A 20,688-nucleotide genomic window follows, 5' to 3' on the forward strand; every position below is an offset into this window, starting at 1 on the left:
GGCCCCTTTTGCTTAAGCGGCGACATAGCATACTTGCGGGCGTGCTACAGATACGCACCGAGGTTGATGGCCGTGGCGTCGGTCTGGGTGCTTGCCTGGGTGCTGGCGCGCTCCAGTAGGAACGGACGTACCAGTTCTTGGCGGTTGATATCCTCGGCGGCGGTGACTGCGGTGACGGTGCGCGCGGCAGAGCCGATGTGGACGTGCTTGGTCTTTGCCGGGGCCTTGTTCTCGATTTGCTCCATGAGCAATTGAACGCCCTTGCGGCCAATCTCGTAGCCCGGGGGCGCTACCGTAGTGAGCGGGACCGATCCGCTCCAAGCGAGCGGGTTGCCATCGCAACCTGCTACGCGTACTTCCCCGGGGACGGCGATGCCTTTGTCGACCAGCGCCGAGATAGCGCCCGAGGCCAGCACGTCGGTCAGACCGACGACAAAATCGGGGCGTTCGTCGGCGGGGCGCGCGGCGATTTGGGCGCCGATGCCGTAGCCGTCGGCGGCGGTATTCCATTCGCCGGCGTCGATGACTTCGATCTTGATATCGGGGTGTAGAGCGAGCGCTTTATGAATGCCAAGGACGCGCAGGGTGAGTTGCATAAATGCTGCTCGGCCGACGACGACAATATGGTGTGCGCCGCGGGCGATGGCGAGTTCGGCAATGATGCGACCCTGGGCCTCGTTGTCGGCCGCTACGTAGTAGCCGGGCTCGGAGCAATGGATGTCCAGGTGGACGATCGGCACGGGCATCTTGGCCATGACGGGGTGCCAGTCGGGGGATGCCATGGGCTGAACCATGACGCCGGACATCTGGGTGCCCATAAAGTAGCGCAGGTAATGGTCCTCGAGAATATCGTCGTTATCGGCGTTGGCGATGAGCAGGTCGTAGCCGTGCTTGCGGGCCTCGTTGTGGGCGCCGCTGGCGATTTGGAGCGAAAAGCCGTGGTCGAGACGGGGGAGCACCAGGCCAAAGGACTTGGTGGCGCCGCCCGCGAGCTGACGAGCGCTTTGGTTGGGCAGGTAGCCCAGTCGATTGATGGTTTCGTTAATGAGCTTGAGGGTCTCGGGACGCAACTTTTCGGGATGGTTGAGCGCGTTGGAAACCGTGCCCAGCGAAACCCCGGCTTCGCGCGCGACGTCGCTGATTTTAACCTTTGCCATAGCGGCCCCTTTGATGCGTTTCAAGTACAAGCCAGATTGTAGCATCCTAAACCTACCAAAAAGGGACAGGTTTATTTTGACAGGTTTTATCTGGGGAAACGCCGTTGCCAGCGCGACCAGCACGAAGGGGCAGGCACCTTTGTGCTGGTTTGGACCGGCTGGACGTGTGTGCATCGGGTGGTATCTAAGTTGAGATACCACTTCTGGTATATCAGCTTGTGCTTGCGTGAGTACAATACTCGAACGTTATACGTCTCAGCGCCCCTTGTGCGTGGACGTCTTGCAGTCACGCGAACGAAGGGATTTATCCTATGTGCGGAATTGTCGGCTACACCGGCTCTGATATTGCAAAGAACATCCTGGTTACGGGCCTCAAGCGTATGGAGTATCGCGGCTATGACTCCTCGGGCGTCGCGCTCGAGGTGGGCGAGGGTGCCGCGGCGCACCTCGACGTCATCCGCCGCGTGGGCAAGGTCGCGGGCCTGGAGAGCGAGCTTTCCAACATCGACAGCGACGCTACCTGCGGTATCGGCCATACCCGTTGGGCCACCCACGGCAAGCCCTCCGTCGTTAACGCTCACCCCCACACCAGCTGCGACGGTCGTATCGCCATCGTCCACAACGGCATCATCGAGAACTTCGCCGAGCTGCGCGAAGAGCTGGAGGGCCGCGGCCATCACTTTAAGAGCGAGACCGATACCGAGGTCTTCGCGCATCTGATCGAAGAGGCTTATGCCGAGACGCACGACCTGATGGCCTCCGTGCGCGAGGCTTGCACCCACGTGGTCGGTGCCTATGGTCTGGCCGCCGTGTGCGCTGACGAGCCCGGCGTGATCGCCGTGGCCCGCAAGGATTCCCCGATCGTGGTCGGCGCGGGCGAGACCGGCGCCTATGTCGCCTCCGACGTCATCGCGCTCATCGACGCAACCCGCGACGTCGTGGTGCTCGAGGACGGTCAGTTTGCCAAGCTCACGCCCGCAGGCGTCGAGTATACCGACGAGGCCGGCAACGTGATTGAGCCCAAGGTCACCCACATCGACTGGGACCTGGACATGGCAGAAAAGGGCGGTTATCCCGACTTTATGCTCAAGGAAATTCACGAGCAGCCGCGCGTCGTGCGCGACACGCTGGTCGGTCGTATGACGCCGGCCGGCGAGCTCGACATCGACGAGCTGGGCCTTTCGCTCGAGGAGCTCAACGACATCGACCGCGTCTACGTAATCGCCTGCGGCACCAGCTATCACGCCGGCCTCATTGCCAAGAATCTCATTGAGGGCTGGGCTCGCATCCCCACCGAGGTGGAGGCGGCCAGCGAGTTCCGTTATCGCAACCCCATCATTACGCCGACGACGCTTGTCGTTGCCGTGTCCCAGTCGGGCGAGACGGCCGATACCCTTGCCGCCATTCGCGATGCGCGCATCAAGGGTGCCAAGGTCTTCGGCATCACCAACGTGGTGGGCAGCCCCGTGGCGCGTGAGAGCGACGGCGTCATCTACACCAAGGCCAACAAGGAGATCGCGGTCGCCTCGACCAAGAGCTTCATCGGCCAGGTCGTGAGCCTTACGCTTTTGGCTCTGCTGCTGGCGCAGGTCAAGTACCGCTTGACCACCAAGCAGGCGCGCATGCTGTTCCGCGAGCTTTCCGATACGGCCGAGCAGATCCAGTGGATTTTGGATACCCAAACCGAGGCCGTGCATGAGGCCGCCCTGCTGTGCAAGGACGCGCAGTCGGCGCTGTTCGTGGGCCGTGGCATGGGCGCCGCTATTTCCTACGAGGGCGCGCTCAAGCTCAAAGAGGTCAGCTACCTGCACGCCGAGGCCTACGCCGCCGGTGAGATGAAGCACGGCCCCATCGCCCTGATCGACCCGGGCTTCCCTGTCATCGCTGTGGCCACCAAGAGTGCCACCTACGACAAGACCGTGTCGAACCTTATGGAGTGCAAGGCGCGCGGCGCCAAGGTCATCGTCGTTGCCACCGAGGGCGACGAGGAGATCAACAAGATCGCCGACTGCATCATCCGCGTGCCAGCAGTCCGCGACGTGTTCAGCCCCATCACGGCGAGTGTCCCGCTGCAGCTGCTCGCCCGCGAGGTCGCCATCCTGCGCGGCTGCGACGTCGACCAGCCCCGTAACCTGGCGAAAAGCGTTACTGTCGAGTAGTTGGTTCCGCCGTTCTAGCGACTAAGGCCCGGCTCCGCATTTGACGGAGCCGGGCCTTGTTGCATTTGCACAGATAAAACCTGCCAAAATGAACCTGTCCTTTTTTGGTAGGTTAGCGGAGCTTGCTGGTCTCGAAGTACTCGGGGAACTGGTCCAGGACCTCGGTTTGGTTGCGGAACATCATGTGCAGGTGCTTGCTGACCAAAAAGCTCGCTTCGATGGGGTCGCGACCGGCGATAGCGCGGCGAATCTGCTTGTGCTCGTTCACGATGTCCTGATTGTCGAGAACCTGCGTGGCAGCGCGCAGCCAGCGGAAGCGCTCAAGGTCGGCATTGGTCTCTTCGAGCCACGACCACACGGTGCTGCGACATGCGATGCTAAAAATCATGTGATGCATGAGGTTGTCGCTCAAAAAGAAGCCGATGCGATCCTCCTCGGCCATGGCCTTTTCCTGCAGCACGATGGCGCGGTCGAGCTGCTCGATGCCGGCCGACGTGGCGCGCGCACAGCACTCCACAATCACCTGCTTTTCCAGATGCTCGCGGATGTAACAGGCACTCTCGGCAAGGGTGAGGTTGATGGGTGAGACGTAGGTGCCGCTCTGGGGCACGGTGCGCACCAGGCCTTCCTGCGCCAAGCGAACCAAAGCCTCGCGCACGGGCGTGCGACCCATGTCCAGGTCATCGCAAAGCTGCTTGACGCCCAGCTTTTCGCCCGGCTTGTAGTCCAGGTAGACGATTTTGCGTCGAATGGTGTGGTAGGACTGGTCCTGTAGGCTCGTTTCCTGCTCGCCGACGTGCATCGATTCTTCCATAGCGCCTCGCAACTGTTCTATCAAACTCATATGTCAGTTGTTAATTATGCCGCGAATCAGCTCTCCGCGGTGGGTAATTCGGCTGTTGCCTGAGAACTATAGCGGCATCTTAGTCTGTGTTTGCGCAAGGCTGTGCTCAATGTTGCCGTATCATAAGCCGTCGCAAACGTGAAATAGAAAGAAGGAATCCCATATGCAACTGGCAAATATCGTACGCGAGCGCTGGAAAGGCGTCTTGTTCTGCCTGATCATCGCCATTCCCGCGACGTTGCTCGGCAAACAGGTTGAGGTGGTCGGCGGTCCGGTATTCGCCATCCTCTTTGGCATGGTCCTGGCGCTCGTCTTTCCCAAGAATCGTCGCGAACAGCTCGCCGCCGGCGTCACCTATACGTCCAAAAAAGTCTTGCAGTACGCGGTTATCCTGCTTGGCTTTGGCATGAACCTCTCCCAGATTCTGTCCAAGGGCGCCCAGTCGCTGCCGATTATCGTGGCGACAATCTCGACCTCGCTTGTCATCGCCTTTGTGCTCTGCCGCGTTATGAACGTGCCGGGTAAGATCGCGACGCTTGTGGGCGTGGGTTCGTCGATTTGCGGCGGTTCTGCCATCGCCGCGACCGCGCCCGTCATCGACGCCGACGATCACGAGATTGCCCAGGCCATTTCGGTCATCTTCCTGTTTAACGTTATCGCGGCGCTCGTGTTTCCAACGCTCGGCGGCATGCTCGGGCTGACCAACGAGGACTTTGGCCTGTTTGCCGGCACCGCCATCAACGACACCTCGTCCGTAACGGCTGCGGCGAGCGCTTGGGACAGCATGCATCCCGGCGCCAATGTGCTCGAGAGCGCCACGGTGGTCAAGCTCACCAGGACGCTGGCCATTATTCCCATCACGTTGGTCCTCGCATGCTGGCAGATGCATCTGGCGCGCAAGGACGGCGGCGACGCTAAGAGCACGTTCTCGCTTAAACGCGCGTTTCCCATGTTCGTGCTGTTCTTTGTGCTGGCGAGCGTGATCACCACGGTGCTTCAGCTTCCCGCGTCCTTTACGGCGCCCATCAAGGAGCTGTCGAAGTTCTTTATTGTGATGGCCATGGCGGCTATTGGTTTTAATACCGATATCGTCGAGCTGGTCAAAAAGGGCGGCAAGCCCATCGCGCTGGGCTTTTGCTGCTGGATTGGCATTGCGTGCATGAGTTTGGGAATGCAACACGTGCTGGGAATCTGGTAGAGAAGTAGCTTATTTGCGTGCTGCGTGCTGGTGAGCGCATTCTCACGGTGGAGCGATAGGAGCTCTTGCGGGTATGGCTTGTCCGCAGGTTTATAAGTCCCGAAGAGCTCTTATCGCCCCGCCAGGATGGCGATGCGGGGCAACACCTATACTCGCAGGACGGCGCTTTCTGCCCTATAGTGTTTGGTGAGCAATATCGTTCAATTTTGAAACACTCGGTCGTGCGACCGTCGGCGGTTGCACGTCGCCGCGGACAGGGGCAAATCATGGATAGCAATGCCAAGCTGAACATCTTGACCGATGCCCTAGCTGCTGCCGGGGCCTCGGCATTGGCAATCGATGCGCGTGGGGACGTCGCGATCTCGACCATGAATGACGCGGCGCTTGAGCGGGATGTGGCGGCTTTTGTCGCTGAGCGTCTCGACCGTATAGGAGACGGCGCGCGTCTGGTTATGGGGCGTGAGGGTACGCGCCTGAGCCTGACCGTTCGCCCCACCGACAAAGAGGGCGGGAGGCTTTGGGTCGTTGTGGTCCGCGAGGTGCGCGGTGCCGCGGCGCATGCGGGCATCGAGTGGCTCAACGCCGACGAAGTTGAGGTCCGCTATGAATCGAGCGCGTACGGCATCGTTGAGGGGGCGGCCTCGGTGGCTGTACCGGTTACCGAGAGCTATGCGCGCGGCGTGCCCCTTATGCTCGAGGGCGAGCTGGGAGCGGGTCAGGTCGAGATTGCCAAGCGCCTCTATCTGGATGGCCCTTTTGTCGATCAGCCCTTTGTTTCCGTCGCGCTCGATGAACTCACCGATCGCGGTTGGCGCCATGTGCTCAAAAGCTCCGAATCGCCGCTGTTCCAAACGGGGCTGACCCTTTGCATTGAGGGCTGGAATGCGGTTGGCCCCCAGCGCCTCCGCGAGCTGGTCTCCACGATGGCTGACACCGCGTTGGCGACGCGCTGCCATGTGGTGCTGACGGCGAATGACATGCCGGGCGGTAGCGAAAGTGATCAAGCCGCCTTTGTGACCGAACGCTTCGCCTGTGCGGTGAGCGTGGCGCCGGCAATCGTCGAGCAGGGGGCCGCGTCGACGAAGGTCGCGCGCTATTTGGAATATCTCGCTGATGTATTTGGGACGGCAGCGCCCACGCTGTCTGCCGCGGCGACGAAGACGCTCGATGCTTACCGCTGGCCGCGCAACTATCTGCAGCTCCGCGAGGTCTCGGAACGACTGTATATATTGGTGGGGGCGGGCACGGTGGACCGCGCTGTGGCGGAGGAAGTGCTCGCCCAAGAGGACGTGATTAAGACCGCAGCCTTTGGCGCCCCGACGCTCGAAAGCGACCTGTATATCCTGCGACCGCTGGCCGATACCGAGCGAGATATCGCGCATCTGGTTGTAGATCATCTCCACGGCAACCGAACCCGTGCGGCGGAGGTACTGGGCATAAGCCGTACAACGCTGTGGCGCTTGCTGAAGGACGATGACCGTTGAGCGAGGCGCCCGTGACCGCGCGCGACGCGTGTGCTACAGTCCAAAGCGTTATTGTTTCGATTTGGTTACGGCGTGCGAGGGCATATGGCTGAGACTTCAAAACCGAGCCGCAGAAGGCGGAGTGCCGCGCCGGTCAACCGACGCACGACATCGGTGACGTGGGGTAAACACGCCTCGGGGTTTGATGGCTCGTTCAAGCGCACTAAATACGGCTATCCTTCGGCAAGCGCCCGCTTGGCAATGCAGGCAGAGTCCTCGCTGTGGGGCCGCAAACGCGTGGTGGGCTCAAAGCTCAAGCACGACGGAACGCTCGGTTACATCAGCCGCGGGGCGGCTCGCCGCAGTGGACTCAATCCGGCTGGTTGGCATCGTTATGTTCCGATCGTGGCCGTCGTTGCAGTGATCGTCATCGCACTCGCTGCGCTTGGCTACGCCGGCGGTGGCGCCAACTTGGACGCAGTGTTTAAATCGCCCGAGCTCGCGCATGCAGGCACAGAAGTTATCGAGGGCGCTCAGACCCAGACAGGCGTCGCGCCCCAGCGCGGCATCGTCGCGGCGGCCACCACCATCGCCGATGCTCAAAAGGACGAAGACAAGCAAGGCGACGACGCCGAAACGACCCAGACAAGCGAAGCGACGACAACTCAAATATCAACATAGCTTGCCGGCAGAAGGGGACGTTCCTTTTCTGCCGGCAGTTTGGGACACTCCTGCGCTACTTGACGTACACCACGTTGTTGCGGCGCGGTTTTGCCTCGGGTAGCGTGTCCTCGGCGTAGCCAAGAATGCAGTTACCGACACCGCGCAGGTTGCCGTCGGCGGGCAGGCCCCAGCTGGCCAGCAGCTCCAGGCCCTCGGGCGAGTCAAAGACCTCATGCGCGCGGTGAATCCAGCACGAATCGACAGCCAGTGCATAGGCGGCGTTGAGCAAGTTGCCCATGGCGAGCGAGCCGTCTTCCAGATGTGTGGGCACGCTGCGGTCAACCAGCACCACCACAACGGTCTTGGCGCCATAGAAGGGGTCGCTGTTGCTGTCCATGACCTGGGCGTTGAGCTGTGAGAGACGCTCGACGGTCGCGGGGTCGGTGACGGCGACAAACGTCACCGGCTGGCGGCCCATGCCGCTCGGTGCATATTGGCCGGCTTCGATAATCCGTGCAAGCTTTTCGGCCTCGACGGGACGATTGCTGTATTTGCGGCAGCTGCGGCGGTGAATGAGTGCTTCGATAGTCTCCATGGTGTCTCCTTGCGGTGGCGTTGCAGATGCCCCGTTCATACCCGTCGAGCTTAAACGATAGACGGTCAATTGCCCGGCCAAAAGGATAGATTCCAATTGGGAAAGTAGGTTTGCATAAAAGTACCTTCAGAATGTGACAAACAAATGGGATGGTTAAACGTTTTATCCCGTCTACCCTGCGCTTTTTTACCACTTGCCTAAATGACGAACGCATAACCTTTGATAAAGGTTTTACTAAAGGAGTACCAACGTTTATCAATGCGCCGTGGTGGCGCCGGGCCAGGAGGTAACATCATGTTCCAGGCTGGAGATGTCGTCGAGACCGATTTCGAAGGATTTCTGAAGCTGCTGCGTTCCAAGACGCGCGCTTTCGTGTCGATCAACGATCACGAGTACTACATCACGCACACCGATGGCTATTGGCGTGTTCAGGATTGCGAGGCCCTCAACGACAAGGGCCACTTTACTGACTGCTCCGAGCTGGTCAACACGGTCTGCGAGGTCGTCGAGCTGCCGTGGATTGCCGGCAAGAGCCTGCATGACAGCTTCTCGGGTGCTACGGTCTATGAGGCCGTCGCTGCTTAACAGCCAACACTCGATATTCTCTCGCAACCGCCGGCGCCGCCCCCGCGCCGGCGGTCTTTTTTGTCGATATGCTTATGTAGAGCCGACCATAAACAACGAGCTTGTTGACGATAGTCAAAACTCGGACTAATGTAGAGATATTAATTGGTCAAAACTCGGACTATCGAATGGTGGGAGAGATGAATAGTGCAGTTAGCCCGGTCGATTTCGACCGGATGCTCAACGGGCTTGACCGTATCTATTCGGAGTTCGCGCGCGCCTGCGGTCTTTCGGACTGCGCCTACTGGATGCTCGTCGACACGAGTGCGGCGGGCGGAAGCGTTGCCGTGAGTCGGCTGACGAGTGAATGGTTCTACAGCAAACAGACCATCAATTCGGCGATCAAGACGCTTAGGGCGCGAGGGCTTGCGACGTTGGAGTTTGCCGAGGGCAGTCGTAAGAACAAGGTTGTGCGACTGACCGAAGAAGGCGTGCAGTTTGCCAAGCGCTACGCGTTGCCGGCGCAAAAAGCCGAGCAACAGGCATTCGAGGCGCTCGAGCCGTGGGAACAGCGCGAGATCATGCGCTTGGTCGGTAAGTTCTCCCATGTTCTTAACGAAGAGTGCGAGGCATTTAAACGGCAAGTGGCCGCCGAGAACGAGGCTGACGATAAGGGCGAGGGGGACACATGCGACTCTTAATGAGGTTTATGAGGCCGTACCGCGGTCTGATTGCGGTGACGCTGTTTGCGGTGCTGATAGATAACGTCGGTACGCTGTTGGTTCCCACGATGCTGGCGAACATGGTCAACACCGGTATTACCACGGGCGACATCGACTATATTTTACGCAACGGCCTGTACATGCTTATCGCGACCGGCATGGCCAGCGGCGGCACGGTGTTGGGCTGCTATCTTTCGGCGCGCCTGGCCGCCAACGTGGCCTGCGATATCCGCAATGCCGTGTACGACAAGTCGCTCGAGCTGTCCGCCAGCGACTTTGAGCGCTTTGGCACGGGTTCGATGATCACGCGCTCACTCAACGACATCAACGTGATTCAGCAAGCTGTCCTTCAGACGATTCAGTTGGTGCTGCCGGTGCCGTTCTTGGCCGTGGCAGGCATCATTTTTGCTTGGTTCATCGATCCCGCCATGGGCACGCTGCTTGGTGTGGTCGTTGCGATCGTGCTGGTGGCGGCGGTCTTTACGGTGGCTAACGCCGCGCCGATCTTTATGCGCCTGCAGAGCTTTATCGACCGCATGAACGTGGTGCTGCGCGAGAACATCGTGGGCGTGCGCGTCATCCGCGCATTTAACAAGGAGCGCCACGAGGAGCAGCGCCTGGACGAGGTGTTTAGCGATTACGCGGCCAACGCCATCAAGGTCAACCACCTGTTTGTGGGTCTCGACAGTTCCAGCTTCTTTTTGATGAATATCGCCGAGGTGGCGGTGCTGTGGGTGGGCGGCAACCGCGCGGGCGTCCACGCCATGCAAATCGGCAGCATCTCGGCCGTGTTGGAATACGCGATCTTGATCCTGTTCTTTGTGATGATGGCGCAGATGGTGATTCTGACGCTTCCGCGCGCTGCGGCGTGCCTCAACCGCGCGCAACAGGTGCTCGAAATCGAGCCGAGCATCGTGGACGGCAAGGCAACGCTGGGCGACGGGGCGCCTGAGTCCGCAGATGGTGCCGACGCGGTTGCCGTGTTCGACCATATGTCGTTCCGTTTTGACGATGCCGACGAGGATACCCTGTGCGACCTGAGCTTTGCCTGTCGCCGTGGCCAGACCACGGCGATTGTAGGCTCAACGGGCTCGGGCAAGTCAACGGTGGCCAAGCTCTTGTTGCGTTTCCACGATGCCACGAAGGGCGCCATTCGCCTGAACGGCGTTGACCTGCGCGACCTTTCGCAAGGTGAGATTCGCGGGCATATCGCTTACGTGCCGCAGAAGGCGTGGCTGTTCTCGGGTACGGTGGCGAGCAACCTGCGCTTTGGCAACGAGGGCGCGACCGAGGCTGACATGCTCCATGCGCTGGAGGTTGCCCAGAGCACCTTTGTGCTCGATCAGCCCCAGGGGCTCGATACTCCGGTATCCCAGGGCGGCACGAACTTCTCGGGCGGTCAGCGCCAGCGCCTGGCGATCGCCCGCGCACTCATGAAGCATGCCGATCTATATATCTTCGATGACAGTTTTTCGGCCCTGGACTTTAAGACCGATGCCGCCCTGCGCCATGCGCTGCAGGACGAGACGCGCGATGCCGCGGTGCTCATCATCGCGCAACGTATCTCGACTATTTTGCATGCCGATCAGATCGTGGTGCTCAAAGACGGCGAGATCGTGGGCCTAGGCACGCACGACGAGCTCATGGAAACCTGCGAGGTGTACCGCGCTATCGCGGAATCGCAGATGAAGGGAGGTGAGTAGCATGACCGAGGAGCTCAAGAAGCAGGGCGGCGTTGATGACGCCGCTGCCGCGGGACTGGTCGAGGAAACGGCTGCCGTGGCACCCGAGCTGGATGACGCCGCCAAGGCTGCAGCCGAGCGCGAGGCTCGCCGCCAAGCGCTCTACGAGGAAAACGAACGTGCCGAGGACGAGCGCGCCCGCGCCGAGGCAGAGCGTATGCGCGACGTGGACGATGAAGACGAGGACGAGACGCCTCGAGATACCTGGGCGACGGTGCGCCGCCTGTGGAGCGAGGCTGCCGGCGACCATTGGCGCTTCTATATCGTGTTCGCGAGCATTGTGTTCTATGCCATCTTTAACACTGCTGCGCCGGCATATAGCGCCCGCGTGATCGATGAGCTGTGGAGCCACATTCAGGTGGCGTTTGCCAACGACACCACCTTCAACATCACCTGGGAGAACTGCGGCAGGACCATCTTCATCTACTTTATGATCTGGACGGCCGCTGCCTCGTTCTACGCGCTCCAGAGCTTTTTGATGTCGAGCGTTGCCGAACGCCTCAACCTGTGCCTACGCAACCGCATCGCACAAAAGCTCAACCGTCTGCCGCTTGCCTTTTTTGACGCGCATCGTCCCGGTGAGGTCGTCAGCCGTGCGACCAACGACTTGGACAAGATGTCCGAGAGCATGCAGCGCGGCTTGCTGCAGCTTCTGGTGTCGATCGGTACCGTGGTGGGCGCCGTGAGCGTGATGTTCGTGTTTAGCGTGCCGCTCACGCTCGTCTTTTTGTTCTTTACGGCGTTGTCGCTGCTGGTGACCAAGGTGGTCTCGCGCCGCACGCATGACGTAACCGGTGAGCGCCAAGAGTGGGTGTCCAAGATTACGAGTGCGGTCGAGGAAGGCTACTCGGGCCGTCTGGTGATTCGCGCGTTTAACCGCGAGCGCCAAAGTTCTGCCGAGGTGCACCAGGCCTCGGGCGAGCTGGCACGCGTGAGTGCCAAGGCCGACTTTATGATTAACGCCGTCGGCCCCGCGGTGCGCTTTATCGGCCGCCTGGCACAGATCGTGATTGCGATTGTGGGCTGCAGTATGCTGGTTGCCGGCCACATGACCGTCGGCGTGTTCCAGGCGTTCTTCCAGTTTATCTACGAGGCATCTGAGCCCATGACGCAGCTGTCGTTTACCTTCAACTCGCTGCAGAGCGCGCTGGCGAGTGCGGAGCGCGTGTTCGACCTGCTCGATGAGCCCGAGATGGAGGCCGATCCGCTGCCGGACGAGGCCGCCAAGCTGCCGGGCAAGGTCGAGGGCCGTGTCTCCTTTGAGCATGTGCGCTTTGGTTATTCGCCCGACAAGCCGCTTATGCGCGACGTGTCGTTTACTGCCGAGCCGGGCCAGAAGATCGCGGTGGTGGGAACCACGGGCGCAGGCAAGACGACGCTCATCAACCTGCTCATGCGCTTCTACGAGATTGACGGCGGGCGTATTACGCTCGACGGCGTGGATACGAGCCGCATGGATCGCGGCGAGCTACGTCAGCAGTTTGGCATGGTGCTGCAAGACGCCTGGCTATTCGATGGCACGATTGCCGAAAACATCGCCTACGGCTGCCCCGAGGCAACGCGCGACGAAATTGTGGCCGCCGCTCGTGCCGCGCAGGTCGACTTCTTCGTGCGCACCATGCCGCAGGGCTACGACACGCGCGTGGCCAACGATGCCGAAAGCATCAGCCAGGGCCAGCGTCAGCTGCTGACCATCGCACGCGTGCTGCTCAACAACCCGGCGATTCTCATCCTGGACGAGGCGACCTCAAGCGTGGACACGCGTACCGAGCTTGCCATCGGCCGTGCCATGGACGCGCTTATGCGCGGGCGCACGAGCTTTGTGATCGCGCACCGTTTGTCGACGATCGTCGATGCCGACCTGATCTTGGTCATGGACCACGGCAATATCATCGAGCAGGGTACGCATAAGGAGCTGCTGGCTGCCGAGGGTGCCTACGCCGACCTCTATCTGAGTCAGTTCGCATAATGTGACAAAGGGACAGTCCCGCATGTCACATCAAAAGGAATGGCGCGCCGGGGATTGATTCCCTGGCGCGCCTTTTGCGTCGGTGCCGATGTCGTTTTGTGCCGCTTGCGTTCCTAACGTTCGTCCACGAGCTTGGCGACGAGGGCCTTGAGCTCGGCCACCTCTCGCTCGAGTTCCTTGACGCGGCGGGCATTCTCGGTGATGCCCTGGCGGTTGAGGGCGGACTGCTCGGCGGCGTCATCGGGCATGTACTCGCGATGCTGCTTGGCGTCGAAACTCTCCTCGAACACACGGCAACCGTTGCGCTTGATGATACGTCCCGGCACGCCCACGACGGTGCAGTTGTCGGGGACGTCCTTAACGACGACCGAGTTGCCGCCGATCTTGACGTTGTTGCCGATGCGGATGTTGCCGAGCACCTTGGCGCCCGTGCCCACCGTGACATTGTTGCCCAGGGTGGGGTGACGCTTGCCGGTCTCGTTGCCGGTGCCGCCGAGCGTGACGCCCTGGTAGAGCACACAGTTGTCGCCCACAATGGTGGTCTCGCCGATGACGACGCCCATGGCGTGGTCGATAAAGAAGTGCTTGCCAATCTGCGCGGCAGGGTGAATCTCGACGCCGGTGATGTGGCGGGTGATTTGCGAGAGCACGCGGGCGAGCGAGCGATGACCGTGCTCCCACAGCCAGTGCTCGGGCACGTGGTTCCACTTGGCGTGCAGGCCAGGATAGGAAAGGAAGATGACCAGACCGTTTTGCGCGGCGGGGTCCTGCGCCTGGACGGTCTTGATGTCCTCGCGAATGGTATTGATAAAGCTCACCGGCCGCCCTCCCTTAGCGCCATGGCAATGCGATTCAATAAAGTATAGCGATTCGCTAGGGATTAAAAAGGACAATCTTGGCGGCTTTGCGCTACAAGTGTCAGTTATGCAAACTTGCTGGTAATGGAGTCATGCTTTTGTGGGGTTGCGCACGAGGGGGCACCGCAACCGTATACTGGTCAACTTGGACGTATCCGCGCCCACAACTGAGAGGTTTTACTTCATGGGTTTCATCAATTTTATTGCCGAGCTGCTTAAGGACCCGCGCACCGCGATCGCCAGCTGGATCGCCGCCGGCCCGCTTATGGCCTACGGCTGCGTGTTCCTGATCATCTTTATCGAGACGGGCGTGGTGTTCTTCCCGTTCCTTCCCGGTGATTCGCTGCTGTTCGCCTCGGGTTTCTTTGCCCACAACGGCGGCTTTAACATCGTGGCGCTTCTGGCCACCGCATGGGCCGCTGCCATTTTGGGCGATCAGTGCAACTTTATGATCGGTCACTTCTTTGGCCGCAAGATCATCGCTTCGGGCAAGGTTAAGGCCATGACGCCCGAGCGCATCAAAAAGTCCGAGGACTTCTTGGACAAGTGGGGTCACCTGGCCATCTTCCTGGGCCGCTTTTTCCCGTTTATCCGCACCTTTGTGCCCTTTATTGCTGGCATGGGCGGCATGCACTGGCGCAACTTTGTCGTCTTTAACGTGCTGGGCGGCATTACCTGGTCGACGGTCTTTACGCTGCTGGGCTACTTCTTTGGCGGCATTCCCTTTGTGCAGGAGCACTTTGAGCTGCTGATTATCGGCATCGTTGCCGTGTCGATCATCCCGACCGTGGTCGGTCTGGTTAAGGCCAAGCTGGGCAAATAGAACGCCTAGCTCGAGCCAGCGCGCAGACCGTACAGTTGAGGCCCGTCACTGCTTACGGTGGCGGGCCTCTTTAGCTTCGGTCAAATGAAAATACTTTAGTTAGTTAAAGAAAAACGTTTTATCAGATGCGTGCGGGGAGTACAATCTCGTGCATGCGAATCGACGTGCCATCGGCTTTGATGCTGCTCGCGTGTCCCGTCCGGCTCTACGCTCCGGGCGTGCGACGTTGCGACGCGGTCGGCCTCGGTCCTTGCGTGCGGGTTCGCGAGTATGCAACTGTGTATGTAAGGAGCGACATATGACTGTCGAGAAGAAGGATATCGATTGGGGTAGCCTCGGCTTTGGCTACATGAAGACCGATTACAGCTACGAGGCTCATTGGAAGGATGGCGAGTGGGACGAGGGCGGCCTGACCACCGACCACACCCTGCATGTCTCCGAGTGCGGCGGTATCTTCCATTACTGCCAGGAGGTCTTTGAGGGCCTGAAGGCCTACACCGCCGAGGACGGCAGCATCGTCTGCTTCCGTCCCGACATGAACGCTGAGCGTATGTATAACTCTGCCCAGCGCCTCGAGATGCCCCCGTTCCCCAAGGACAAGTTCGTTGAGGCCGTCAAGCAGGTCGTTTCTGCCAACGCCGCCTGGGTTCCGCCCTTCGGCTCCGGCGCGACCCTGTACGTGCGTCCGTTTATGATCGGCTCCGGTGACGTGATCGGCGTGGCTCCCGCTCCTGAGTACACGTTCCGCATTCTCGTGACCCCGGTCGGTCCGTACTTTAAGGGTGGCCTCAAGCCCGTCAAGCTGCGCGTTTCCGAGTATGACCGTGCCGCACCGCACGGCACCGGCAACATCAAGGCCGGCCTCAACTACGCCATGTCCCTTAAGCCCACGATGGAGGCCCATCGCGAGGGCTATGCCGAGAACCTGTATCTCGACTCCGAGTCCCGCACCTATGTCGAGGAGACCGGTGGCGCCAACGTCCTGTTCGTGAAGGAGGACGGCACCCTCGTCGTTCCTCAGTCGCACACCGACTCCATCCTGCCCTCTATCACCCGTCGTTCGCTCGTTCAGGTTGCTCAGGACCTGGGCATGACCGTCGACCAGCGTCCCGTCGAGTGGGCCGAGGTCAAGGCCGGCACCTTTGTGGAGTGCGGCCTGTGCGGCACCGCTGCCGTCATCTCCCCGGTTGGCGAGATCGACAACAAGGTTTACGGCGCCGACGAGACTGTGACCTTCCCGGCTGGCTACACCGAGATTGGCCCTGTGATGAAGAAGCTCCGCGAGACCCTGACTGGTATCCAGTCTGGTGCTGTCGAGGACAAGCACAACTGGGTTTACACCGTCGCGTAAGCTGTCTTAGCTGTCCGGCCCGAGGGCGACCTTCCTTTCCGGCGCGTCCTCGGACATGAAAGAACCTCCGCTGCGCACTTTGTGCGGCGGAGGTTCTTTCGTCCTGCGGAGTGCGCCGGAAAGGAAGGTCGCCCTTTTGTTTTGCTTCGCGCCATGTGGGGGCGGTGGCGACGTGCATTTTTGCGAGTATTCTGCAATCGAAGGCCCCTGCATACCGGCTTCGGGCAAAAAATCGGGAGTTCTCGATGTTTTCTACGAATGATGGGTGGGGTTACGGGCTGACAGCGTTTGATTTGCAGGGATATTCGCGGTCTTTGGCATTTGTCGTGGCGCCCGAAGCCCTTGGTTATGTTGAATACTCCTAAAAATGCACGACGCTTAGAGGGGGACCTTCGCGAAAAAGGAAACCGCCCCGTCGAAGTGTGCATTCGACGGGGCGGTTTATGCATTTGGCCGATTAAGGATGCGCTGTCAAACTACTAGAACTTGACGGTCGGGGCCTGGCGGGCTGCTTCAGCGGCCTCGAAGCCCTGGCGCTCCTTAAACTGGAAGATGCCAGCAAAGATGACAGCCGGGAACGTCTGAATGGCGTTGTTGTAGCTGAGCACGCAGTCGTTGTAGCTCTGGCGTGCATAGCTAATCTTGTTCTCGGTGTCCTCGAGCGATGCCTGCAGCTGCGTAAAGTTGGTGTTTGCCTTAAGATCGGGATAGGCCTCGGCCACAGCGAAGAGCTGGCGCAGTGCGCCGGTCAGCACGTTGTCGGCTTCCATCTTGGCCTCGGGCGTGGTGGCCTTGACGGCGGTGTTACGCGCGCTGATCACGGCGGAGAGCGTCTCCTGCTCGTGCTTGGCGTAGCCCTTGACGGTTTCGACCAGGTTGGGGATCAGGTCGTTACGGCGCTGCAGCTGCGTATCGATGTTCTGCCAGGCGTTATCGATGCGGTTACGCTTGGTGACCATGTTGTTGTAGATGCCGGCGATGGCGCAGACAATCACAATGACAACAACGATGCCGATGATGACGGTAATCATGATGTCTCCGTTTCGAATGGCCGCGGCGGCATGCGCCAGCTGCCGTTGGTATAACGCTACTAGTATACCCGCAACGTTTTACCGTGCCGAACTTTCCGGTAAGCGTTGTGTTTTCGGCGGGGTTGGCACCGGGGCAAAGCGCGCGAGGTACAGGTGTAAGATATGCGACAGATTGACGAGTGTTGTCTTTGTCCTGAGGATGGCGATACCAGTGGACCTTCGCATCAAGAAAACCTACCGCGCCCTGTTCGATGCCTTTACCGAGCTTCTCGAGGAGCATCGGTTTGAGGACCTGACGGTCGCCATGCTGTGCGACCGGGCCATGATTCGCCGCACGACGTTCTACAAGCACTTTCGCGACAAGAACGATTACTTTGCCTTTTATATCGATGAGCTCATGTCGGGCTTGCCGCAAAAACAGCCCGATGAGGCCGGCGCAGTGTCTGCCGAGGACGTGCGCGCGCTTCGGCACGCGATTTTGGACGATGCCATGGATTTGATTCTGACGCACGAGCGGCTCATGGATAACATTTTGGCAAGCAGCATGTCGGGCATGTTGACCAACGTTATTTGCGACCGCATTGCCCGCTCCATCCGCGAGCGTGTGATGAACGTGCTTGCCGAGGATGCCCTGGCCCCCGTGTCACTCGAGACGACGTCCGAGTTTGTCGCCGGCGGTATTATTCGTCTTTTCACGATATGGTGGGAATCGGGCCACGATCTTGAGCGTCGACCTGAGATAGCCGACGTGGTCGATGCGTTGTTTGAGCGGACCATGACACCGGTGCATCACTAGGAGTGGCGGAGAGAGGGGGATTCGAACCCCCGGAACGCTCTCGCGCTCAACGGTTTTCAAGACCGCCGCATTCAACCGCTCTGCCATCTCTCCGTGAGTCGTAATGATAGCATCGTTTTGAATTTGCAACAGGGAAGGCGAACGATGACGATCACCGAAATCGACGAGAAGTTCATGCGCGAGGCGCTGGCGGAGGCTCGCGCCGCCGCTGCGGTGGGCGAGGTGCCCATCGGAGCCGTAGTGGTGCGCGACGGCGAGATCGTCGCGCGGGCGCATAATCGTCGCGAGCTCGACCAGGATCCTTCGGCTCATGCCGAGTTTGCGGCCCTGTGCGCTGCCGCTCGGTCGCTCGGTCGCTGGCGCCTTTCCGATTGCACGGTCTATGTAACGCTCGAGCCTTGCTGCATGTGCGCGGGTCTTATGGTCAACGCGCGCGTGGGACGCTGCGTGTATGGCGCGAGTGATGCCAAGGCGGGCGCGTTGGGATCCCTATACGATTTGAATGCCGACTCGCGCCTGAATCATCGGTTTAACGTGACGGCTGGGGTCCTGGCGGATGAATGCCGCGAGCTGCTGAGTAGCTATTTTGGCGGTCTGCGCGGAGCGGGTGGCGCTGATTGCGGTTGCGGTGCCGATCTTGAAGCACACGCCGCTCACGCCGCAGCGCTTGCAGGTGCCGGTGAGGATGCTGGCACGGCGGTTGACTTTGGCCCTGCGTGCCGCCGGCCTCGCCGTGTGCTGTTGGCGATCGACTCCTTTAAGGGCAGCGTGTCGAGTGCGCAGGCGGAGGCGGCGGTTGCCGAAGGCGTGCGCCGCGTTTGGCCCGATGCCGAGGTGCGCGCATTGCCGCTGGCAGATGGTGGCGAGGGAACGCTCGATGCCGTTGCCGCGTGCGGCGGTGAGATTGTGACCTGCGAGGTTGCGGGACCCTTTGGCGATGGTGTGCCTGCCCGGATGTTAGTGGACGGCGAGCACGAGTCGGTTGTTATTGAGATGGCCGAAGCAGCAGGCATCGGGTACTCACCTTGCACGGAATCGGCGGCGCTGGCTGCTACAACCTATGGCGTGGGCGAGCTGATGCTCCGTGCAGCTCGTGTCGGGGTAAAGACTATCTATATTGGTTTGGGCGGCAGTGCCACCAACGACGGTGGCGCCGGCATGCTGCAGGCGCTGGGCGCGCGTGTGGTCGATGATCAGGACTGCGATGTCGCCCCCGGTCTTGCGGGCCTTGAACACGTGTCGAGTATCGATTTGACGTCAGCGCTTCGTGCACTGAGCGGCGCTCGTATCGTTGTGCTTTCGGATGTCGAGAATCCGCTCGTGGGACGCCGCGGTGCGCTGGCGGTGTTTGGCGGGCAGAAGGGCCTGCCGACGGATGACGCTGAGGCGCTGCGCAGGTACGACAGCTGGATGGTCGGCTACGGTCGCCTGCTCGATGCGGCAATTACCGGGGTGCGGGCTCAGGGATTGTTGCGCGTGCCCGAGGGTGCTCGGACATTTGGCTCGGTGCTCGGAGTGCCCGGTGCCGGTGCCGCAGGCGGCCTGGGTGCCGCGCTGCTGGCGCTCGGGGCGGAGCTGCGTTCGGGCGTGGAGACGGTGCTCGATCTCGTGGGGTTTGACGAGCGCGTGCGCGATGTCGACCTGGTCATAACGGGCGAGGGCAATATGGATGAGCAGTCCGCCGCCGGTAAGGCGCCGGTGGGTGTGGCTCGCCGCGCCAGGCGATATGGCAAGCCGGTGGTCGCCGTCGTGGGCGGCCGTGCTGACAACCTGAACGCGGTATATGAGCAAGGTATCGACTTGGTACTGCCGATCTGCCGCAAGCCCATGCCTCTCGACCAGGCGCTCAATCCTCAGGAAGCCACAACCAACCTCATCTTCGCCGGTGAGTCAGCCGCCCAAGCCTACGACCTCGCTCGCCTCTAAAACCCATCCCCTCGATAAGTTGCGGTGAAATACGGAGCGTTTTTGCCTTAAAGGGGCCAATTCAGTCCGTATTCCACCGCAACTTCGAGAATGTCCATTCGAGGCTGGCTGCCTTGGGTCTCGAGCCGGACCGTCTGTCATGAAATGTGGCAATCTACTACGTTTAACGGAACACCCTCGACCATCCCGGATTTTGTGAAATTAAAACCGCAGGTAGAAAGCTTGCCGATTTTCGAAAAAGCCGGCTATGGTTGACCCCTGTGGCCTAAACGTAGTAGATGGGCCCTTTCTGTGGTGCGGCACCAAGCCGGTCATTTTGGGATGGGACTATTTTGACTACTCATTGGCTGCTCTGACAATCGGGCTGCAAAAGTAGTCAAAAAAGCCCCGTCCCAAATTAGCTACCTTGCTCTGGCGGGCGGGAGCAGGTAAGATATACCGAGCGCCTAGCGCGTTCGATGGGTTCGGATGACGACATGTTCCGAATCTGGTCAGGTCCGGAAGGAAGCAGCCATAAGGAGCCTCTGTCGGGCATCCGAATCCATCGAGCGCACGGGCTTTCTTTTTGCGCGGTTTTACCAAACCGCGCAATGCTCGACGCTGCGCGCCACCCAGAGCGACAATTTGTCATTCAAAAGGCAAGGCATGACCAGAAGGTCTATGCCTTGCCTTTTTCATGCCAACTTGTTCGCTCTGGGTGGCGCTCGCTCATATGACCCAATCCGCTGTCAAGAGCCACAATGGCCCCGCCGACCGCTTGCAATCGGTCGGCGGGGCCTGCCGTTGAACCCGTCCCGGTCCGCCCCCGGCATGTCGTCGACGCCTTCG

The 20,688-nt window shown here is 60.4% G+C and carries 17 protein-coding genes, 1 tRNA gene and 1 other RNA gene; 13 read left to right on the forward strand and 6 right to left on the reverse strand.

Annotated features, from left to right (window positions below):
- Positions 1-44 precede the first annotated feature (44 nt).
- Positions 45-1,157 carry a LacI family DNA-binding transcriptional regulator gene (locus AAAV44_RS08700; RefSeq protein ID WP_349115354.1) on the reverse strand — a complete coding sequence of 371 codons (1,113 nt, stop codon included), beginning with the start codon at positions 1,155-1,157 and terminating at the stop codon, positions 45-47.
- A gap of 311 nt (positions 1,158-1,468) precedes the next feature.
- Here AAAV44_RS08700 and glmS point away from each other — a divergent pair, with 311 nt between their 5' ends.
- The gene (gene glmS, locus AAAV44_RS08705) at positions 1,469-3,316 is read left to right on the forward strand and encodes a glutamine--fructose-6-phosphate transaminase (isomerizing) (RefSeq protein WP_035138734.1); all 1,848 of its coding nucleotides are present in this window, start codon (positions 1,469-1,471) and stop codon (positions 3,314-3,316) included.
- Positions 3,317-3,428: 112 nt separating this feature from the next.
- Here the strand turns inward: glmS and AAAV44_RS08710 are convergent, their stop codons facing one another.
- Positions 3,429-4,130 (reverse strand): GntR family transcriptional regulator, encoded by a 702-nt coding sequence (locus AAAV44_RS08710; protein WP_050766156.1) that lies wholly within the window; start codon positions 4,128-4,130, stop codon positions 3,429-3,431.
- Positions 4,131-4,323: 193 nt separating this feature from the next.
- Here AAAV44_RS08710 and AAAV44_RS08715 point away from each other — a divergent pair, with 193 nt between their 5' ends.
- From AAAV44_RS08715 to AAAV44_RS08725, 3 genes are all read left to right on the forward strand, one after another.
- On the forward strand, positions 4,324-5,358 hold the full coding sequence (locus AAAV44_RS08715; RefSeq protein WP_349115355.1) for a YeiH family protein: 1,035 nt from the start codon (positions 4,324-4,326) through the stop codon (positions 5,356-5,358).
- A gap of 266 nt (positions 5,359-5,624) precedes the next feature.
- On the forward strand, positions 5,625-6,842 hold the full coding sequence (locus AAAV44_RS08720; RefSeq protein ID WP_349115356.1) for a helix-turn-helix domain-containing protein: 1,218 nt from the start codon (positions 5,625-5,627) through the stop codon (positions 6,840-6,842).
- 84 nt (positions 6,843-6,926) lie between these two features.
- Positions 6,927-7,502: a hypothetical protein gene (locus AAAV44_RS08725; RefSeq protein WP_156327681.1), complete on the forward strand. Its 576-nt coding sequence runs from the start codon at positions 6,927-6,929 to the stop codon at positions 7,500-7,502.
- A gap of 55 nt (positions 7,503-7,557) precedes the next feature.
- Here the strand turns inward: AAAV44_RS08725 and AAAV44_RS08730 are convergent, their stop codons facing one another.
- On the reverse strand, positions 7,558-8,079 hold the full coding sequence (locus AAAV44_RS08730; RefSeq protein WP_349115357.1) for a nitroreductase family protein: 522 nt from the start codon (positions 8,077-8,079) through the stop codon (positions 7,558-7,560).
- A 294-nt stretch (positions 8,080-8,373) separates the two neighbouring features.
- Here AAAV44_RS08730 and AAAV44_RS08735 point away from each other — a divergent pair, with 294 nt between their 5' ends.
- The 4 genes from AAAV44_RS08735 (at position 8,374) to AAAV44_RS08750 (ending at position 13,076) form a co-directional block, all read left to right on the forward strand.
- On the forward strand, positions 8,374-8,664 hold the full coding sequence (locus tag AAAV44_RS08735) for a hypothetical protein (protein ID WP_006235631.1): 291 nt from the start codon (positions 8,374-8,376) through the stop codon (positions 8,662-8,664).
- Positions 8,665-8,843: 179 nt separating this feature from the next.
- On the forward strand, positions 8,844-9,344 hold the full coding sequence (locus tag AAAV44_RS08740; RefSeq protein ID WP_195521051.1) for a MarR family winged helix-turn-helix transcriptional regulator: 501 nt from the start codon (positions 8,844-8,846) through the stop codon (positions 9,342-9,344).
- Complete coding sequence (locus AAAV44_RS08745) at positions 9,344-11,068, forward strand: ABC transporter ATP-binding protein (RefSeq protein WP_349115360.1); 1,725 nt, start codon at positions 9,344-9,346, stop codon at positions 11,066-11,068. The genes AAAV44_RS08740 and AAAV44_RS08745 overlap by 1 nt, the downstream gene beginning before the upstream one ends.
- A 1-nt stretch (position 11,069) precedes the next feature.
- The gene (locus AAAV44_RS08750) at positions 11,070-13,076 is read left to right on the forward strand and encodes an ABC transporter ATP-binding protein (protein WP_349115358.1); all 2,007 of its coding nucleotides are present in this window, start codon (positions 11,070-11,072) and stop codon (positions 13,074-13,076) included.
- 113 nt (positions 13,077-13,189) lie between these two features.
- Here AAAV44_RS08750 and cysE read toward each other — a convergent pair whose 3' ends face one another.
- Positions 13,190-13,894, reverse strand: a complete 705-nt coding sequence (cysE, locus tag AAAV44_RS08755) for a serine O-acetyltransferase (protein WP_035138740.1) — start codon at positions 13,892-13,894, stop codon at positions 13,190-13,192.
- A gap of 223 nt (positions 13,895-14,117) precedes the next feature.
- Here cysE and AAAV44_RS08760 point away from each other — a divergent pair, with 223 nt between their 5' ends.
- Both AAAV44_RS08760 and AAAV44_RS08765 read left to right on the forward strand, forming a co-directional pair.
- Positions 14,118-14,756: a VTT domain-containing protein gene (locus tag AAAV44_RS08760; RefSeq protein WP_138113555.1), complete on the forward strand. Its 639-nt coding sequence runs from the start codon at positions 14,118-14,120 to the stop codon at positions 14,754-14,756.
- A 298-nt stretch (positions 14,757-15,054) separates the two neighbouring features.
- Positions 15,055-16,107, forward strand: a complete 1,053-nt coding sequence (locus AAAV44_RS08765) for a branched-chain amino acid aminotransferase (protein WP_035138743.1) — start codon at positions 15,055-15,057, stop codon at positions 16,105-16,107.
- Between the two features lie 479 nt (positions 16,108-16,586).
- Here AAAV44_RS08765 and AAAV44_RS08770 read toward each other — a convergent pair whose 3' ends face one another.
- Positions 16,587-17,138 carry a LemA family protein gene (locus AAAV44_RS08770; protein ID WP_082421874.1) on the reverse strand — a complete coding sequence of 184 codons (552 nt, stop codon included), beginning with the start codon at positions 17,136-17,138 and terminating at the stop codon, positions 16,587-16,589.
- 211 nt (positions 17,139-17,349) lie between these two features.
- Here AAAV44_RS08770 and AAAV44_RS08775 point away from each other — a divergent pair, with 211 nt between their 5' ends.
- A complete protein-coding gene (locus tag AAAV44_RS08775) occupies positions 17,350-17,934 on the forward strand; it encodes a TetR/AcrR family transcriptional regulator (protein WP_158557017.1) in 585 nt (194 codons plus the stop codon).
- A gap of 3 nt (positions 17,935-17,937) precedes the next feature.
- Here the strand turns inward: AAAV44_RS08775 and AAAV44_RS08780 are convergent.
- A tRNA-Ser gene (locus tag AAAV44_RS08780) sits at positions 17,938-18,027 on the reverse strand.
- 51 nt (positions 18,028-18,078) lie between these two features.
- Here AAAV44_RS08780 and tadA point away from each other — a divergent pair.
- Complete coding sequence (gene tadA, locus AAAV44_RS08785; protein ID WP_349115359.1) at positions 18,079-19,860, forward strand: tRNA adenosine(34) deaminase TadA; 1,782 nt, start codon at positions 18,079-18,081, stop codon at positions 19,858-19,860.
- A 455-nt stretch (positions 19,861-20,315) separates the two neighbouring features.
- Positions 20,316-20,411: signal recognition particle sRNA small type (ffs, locus tag AAAV44_RS08790), an RNA gene on the forward strand.
- The last annotated feature ends 277 nt before the right edge of the window (positions 20,412-20,688 follow it).

This window comes from Collinsella sp. CLA-AP-H1 (genome assembly GCF_040092945.1).
Taxonomy (GTDB): Bacteria; Actinomycetota; Coriobacteriia; order Coriobacteriales; family Coriobacteriaceae; genus Collinsella.

Excerpts from the sequence above, each read along its gene's own strand:
- AAAV44_RS08710 (WP_050766156.1), bottom strand. The coding sequence starts at position 4,130 with ATGGAAGAATCGATGCACGTCGGCGAGCAGGAAACGAGCCTACAGGAC.
- glmS (WP_035138734.1), top strand. The coding sequence starts at position 1,469 with ATGTGCGGAATTGTCGGCTACACCGGCTCTGATATTGCAAAGAACATC.
- AAAV44_RS08700 (WP_349115354.1), bottom strand. The coding sequence starts at position 1,157 with ATGGCAAAGGTTAAAATCAGCGACGTCGCGCGCGAAGCCGGGGTTTCG.
- AAAV44_RS08765 (WP_035138743.1), top strand. The coding sequence starts at position 15,055 with ATGACTGTCGAGAAGAAGGATATCGATTGGGGTAGCCTCGGCTTTGGC.
- AAAV44_RS08740 (WP_195521051.1), top strand. The coding sequence starts at position 8,844 with ATGAATAGTGCAGTTAGCCCGGTCGATTTCGACCGGATGCTCAACGGG.
- AAAV44_RS08760 (WP_138113555.1), top strand. The coding sequence starts at position 14,118 with ATGGGTTTCATCAATTTTATTGCCGAGCTGCTTAAGGACCCGCGCACC.
- tadA (WP_349115359.1), top strand. The coding sequence starts at position 18,079 with ATGACGATCACCGAAATCGACGAGAAGTTCATGCGCGAGGCGCTGGCG.
- AAAV44_RS08730 (WP_349115357.1), bottom strand. The coding sequence starts at position 8,079 with ATGGAGACTATCGAAGCACTCATTCACCGCCGCAGCTGCCGCAAATAC.
- AAAV44_RS08750 (WP_349115358.1), top strand. The coding sequence starts at position 11,070 with ATGACCGAGGAGCTCAAGAAGCAGGGCGGCGTTGATGACGCCGCTGCC.
- AAAV44_RS08725 (WP_156327681.1), top strand. The coding sequence starts at position 6,927 with ATGGCTGAGACTTCAAAACCGAGCCGCAGAAGGCGGAGTGCCGCGCCG.
- AAAV44_RS08715 (WP_349115355.1), top strand. The coding sequence starts at position 4,324 with ATGCAACTGGCAAATATCGTACGCGAGCGCTGGAAAGGCGTCTTGTTC.
- AAAV44_RS08770 (WP_082421874.1), bottom strand. The coding sequence starts at position 17,138 with ATGATTACCGTCATCATCGGCATCGTTGTTGTCATTGTGATTGTCTGC.
- AAAV44_RS08735 (WP_006235631.1), top strand. The coding sequence starts at position 8,374 with ATGTTCCAGGCTGGAGATGTCGTCGAGACCGATTTCGAAGGATTTCTG.
- AAAV44_RS08745 (WP_349115360.1), top strand. The coding sequence starts at position 9,344 with ATGAGGTTTATGAGGCCGTACCGCGGTCTGATTGCGGTGACGCTGTTT.
- AAAV44_RS08720 (WP_349115356.1), top strand. The coding sequence starts at position 5,625 with ATGGATAGCAATGCCAAGCTGAACATCTTGACCGATGCCCTAGCTGCT.